The organism is Methanobrevibacter sp. UBA188 (genome assembly GCF_905234905.1).
Classification (GTDB): domain Archaea; phylum Methanobacteriota; class Methanobacteria; order Methanobacteriales; family Methanobacteriaceae; genus Methanocatella.
Window position 1 is genome coordinate 1 of sequence record NZ_CAJOJM010000065.1, and the last position, 3,561, is coordinate 3,561.

Sequence of the window (3,561 nt, forward strand, 5' to 3'; positions counted from 1 at the left end):
GAAGAAGCGCAAGGTTGAGCCATCGTCAAATTCATCGAGCATCCAAGGCGATAGTGGCGGCATTGAGATAGACAACCTCCCGGAAATAAATACCAATTACGAGCTGAGCGAAGCGGCGCAAGCAGCGAAAAAGCGCAGTGATAGGGTGTCAACAGCCGGCTTGAACGACGCGGGCAAAACAGCGGCGAAGAACGTCAAGGCAAACCTCGAAGCCGAACGCAAAGAAAAGGCGGATCACATTACTGCAATGGCAAATGCGGAGATCGCCAGATTGCGCGAAGAACTGAGCGGGATGTCGAAGGAAGAAAAAGAGGCCAACAAAGAGCGCATCCAGCAGGAAATTGAAAAAATCCGTGCCAGCGTCAAACAGCAGAAGGAAGACCTCAAAAAGGAGTACGACGATAAGTATGTTGCCGAGTTGAGCAACATTAAGATGAATCCTTCATTCCAGAATGAAAAGTCCACATCCGGCATGACTGACGAGGGCAAAGCCAAGGCCAAGGAACTCAAAAACAAACTTGTCGAGCAACGAAAAGCAAGGCAGAAACAGATCGCCGACCAAGTCAAGGGAAAAATCGCGCAGTTGCGTGCCAAGTACAAAATCAACCGCAACATGACCGACGAACAGAAGCAGATGATTCGAGATAAGGTCGCTGCCGAGGTTCAAAAGCTCCGCGATTACGCCAAAGCTGAAAAAGCGAAAATCAAAGAGGAGATAGTGAACAAAGTAAATTCTGTTTTAGAAAAAAATAACGAATCATTTAGATTGGACAAAGTAAATGTTCTCAACAAAAACGAAACAGTTAAATTCATGGGAAATTATAGAGTTTATGACAGAAAAAATTACAATGCTGTTTCAAGAGAGATTAATAATTTCTTAAAGCAATATGGGGATGTTGATATAAAATCTAAAAAAATCAGAGACAGTGGCATGAAATTTACTGCTGTAAGCTTCAATTTCGAACTATAATGTTTTAAAAAATACTATGGGAATGTTGATGATGCAATCCCTGAGTTCAAAAGATTAATGCAGTAATCATTCCAGTAGGAGTATGAGCATTGTTATTAAAAAAATTATTGAGGAAAAAAATTAATTAACTTTCCTTGAAAAAAGTCATAGATTAAATTAGACAATAAAAACAACCAAATATAAAATTACATAGGTAATATGGTGCTACAAGCACACAAAAAGAAATTTAAATAATGAATCTGATAATGATTCAAAAAAATGTATGGATTGAAAAAAAGAAATTAAGAGCAAACATTTTGACAGTCCTACTTATTTATATATTATGATTTCTAAAAATAATTCCATAGTCCCGTAGGGTAGTGGCAATCCTTCTGGGCCCTGGACCCAGAGACAGCGGTTCGACTCCGCTCGGGACTACTTAATTATCAAAAAATTTCAACCGGTTTATTCCTGTTTTTTTTTTCCTATATGTGCTAAATTTTTTCGTACATGTTATATATGTTATAGGTTTATATGGCTTGTAAATTAAATCAGTAATTAATTAAATTTTTTTGGAGAGAAAGTATATGAAAACTCCTGTTGCATAACTTTTCCTTTTTACACTACTTTTTTTTAGAACTCATGATAATTAAATAGTTTCATCTATAATTGAGAAACTTGAGCTACTTGAAATCCAAATCCTGAACTTGTTTTATAAATTATTGTTAGCATTTTTTCTGAAAATAATTTTCAACAGAAGTTTTAAATAATATTAAAATTAAATTAATATTTATCTTTCCTAACGAAAGAGTTATCTTATGAAAGTATATGGAATTAACATGAAAAATGAAAATTTAATAATTTATATTATGATGTTTGGTACATTTGGGGTATTGAGTACCGAAATGGGAGTAGTGGGCATTTTGCCTCAAATTGCGCAATATTTTAATGTAGACATCACACAGGCAGGTTTATTCGTGAGCTTGTTTGCATTAACAATTGCAATATGTGGAATATTCATGCCCCTTGTATTTTCAAAATTTGACAGAAAAAAAAGTTTCATTTTGGTTTTAGGGGTTTTTACTATATTTTCAACAATTGGAGCATTTGTAAGTGATTTTAATATTGCTTTGATTTGCAGAATAATTCCTGCAATTTTCCATCCGATTTATTGTGGTTTGGCATTGACAGTTGCCGCAGAAATAGTAGAGCCTGAAAAGGCACAGGATGCGGTAAGTAAGGTAATTATGGGAGTGTCAGCAGGGATGATTGTAGGAGTTCCGATAACAACATTTGTTGCAACAAACTTCGGATATCAATTTTCAATGCTGTGGTTCAGTCTCGTTACATTCCTGGCATTGATAGCTACAATAATCTTTTTCCCAAGCCTACCGGGTAAAGAGCAATCCTATGGAAATCAAATTAAAGTAGCAACAACTGGAATATTTATAATATCTGTTTTGGGAGTTATATTCTTAAATGGAGGCATGTATGCTTCATATTCATACATTTCAGAATTTCTAAATTCATTAACTAACATATTTGGAACTGAATTAAGCATCGTACTGTTTATTTATGGGGTTGCATCAATTGTCGGAAACTGGCTCGGAGCCAAATTATTAAATTCACAAACAAATAAAACTGTCTTATCATTTCCAATAATCTTTTCATCATTGATGATTGGAATATTCATATTCGGAGGTGCTAAAATACCAATGATTGTCCTGATGATTTTCTGGGGACTGCTTGCAGGTATTGGTAATGATATTTCACAATACTGGATGGTTTCAGCAGCACCTGATGCTCCTGAATTCGCAAATGGAATATTCTTAAGTATGGGAAATGTCGGAGTCACTCTAGGAACAACAATCGCCGGAGCAGTAGTTGCGGGAATGGGTGTCCAATATGTCATGATTGCAGCTGTTTTGGTGATGATTATCGATTTAATACTGTTATCTATTAGAACATACAAATATCCAACTGAGGCATAACAATGACATTACCTGCTCAATTCAAAAAGGAAAATTCAGAAAATATATTCATATATCACTATGTCGAAGAAATGATTGCTGATTATACAAAATATGTTAAAGAAATACTCGATGACTCTGACATTACTGTTGCTGAACTGCCATTTCTAATAAGGATTAGATTTAGTGAAGAAACTACACAAAAAGAATTGGTAGAATTGTTTAGGGTCAGTGAAGGATATACTGCTAAACTTTTAAGGAAATTTGAAGATAAAGGATATATCTTTCGATGCGAAGATCCGACAAACAGGCGTAAAAAAATTGTCGAATTAACTTCTCGAGGAATTGAAAAAACTGACGAGTTAATCAAATTAATTAATGGTTGGGAAATAAAGGTAACAAAAAATATGAGTGATGAAGAGGTTAAAATGCTAAAATCTTTATTATTTAAAGTAGTTGAACCATAATGATTTTAATTTGATTTAAATCATCGATAATAACATTACTAATACTAAAATACAGTTCTTAGAGGGCTACAGAAACATTTTCATTTTCATGAAAAAAAGTAGCTATTAATTATATATAACTTAAAAATTAAATCATTAATTAATTAAAATTATTTTGGAGAGAGGTTATATGAAA

Annotated in this window: 3 protein-coding genes and 1 tRNA gene; all 4 read left to right on the forward strand. The window is 34.1% G+C overall.

Translation table 11 applies throughout. The features are described 5' to 3' along the window. Window positions 1-970 (forward strand): hypothetical protein (locus QZ143_RS08990; protein WP_292883395.1); only part of this gene is annotated, 970 nt, incomplete at its 5' end. Window positions 971-1,315: 345 nt separating this feature from the next. Continuing rightward, window positions 1,316-1,387, forward strand: a tRNA-Gln gene (locus tag QZ143_RS08995). A gap of 380 nt (window positions 1,388-1,767) precedes the next feature. Beyond that, window positions 1,768-2,940, forward strand: coding sequence for an MFS transporter (locus QZ143_RS09000; RefSeq protein ID WP_292883398.1), 1,173 nt, complete (start codon window positions 1,768-1,770; stop codon window positions 2,938-2,940). Between the two features lie 2 nt (window positions 2,941-2,942). Next, window positions 2,943-3,386, forward strand: coding sequence for a MarR family transcriptional regulator (locus tag QZ143_RS09005; RefSeq protein ID WP_292883401.1), 444 nt, complete (start codon window positions 2,943-2,945; stop codon window positions 3,384-3,386). The last annotated feature ends 175 nt before the right edge of the window (window positions 3,387-3,561 follow it).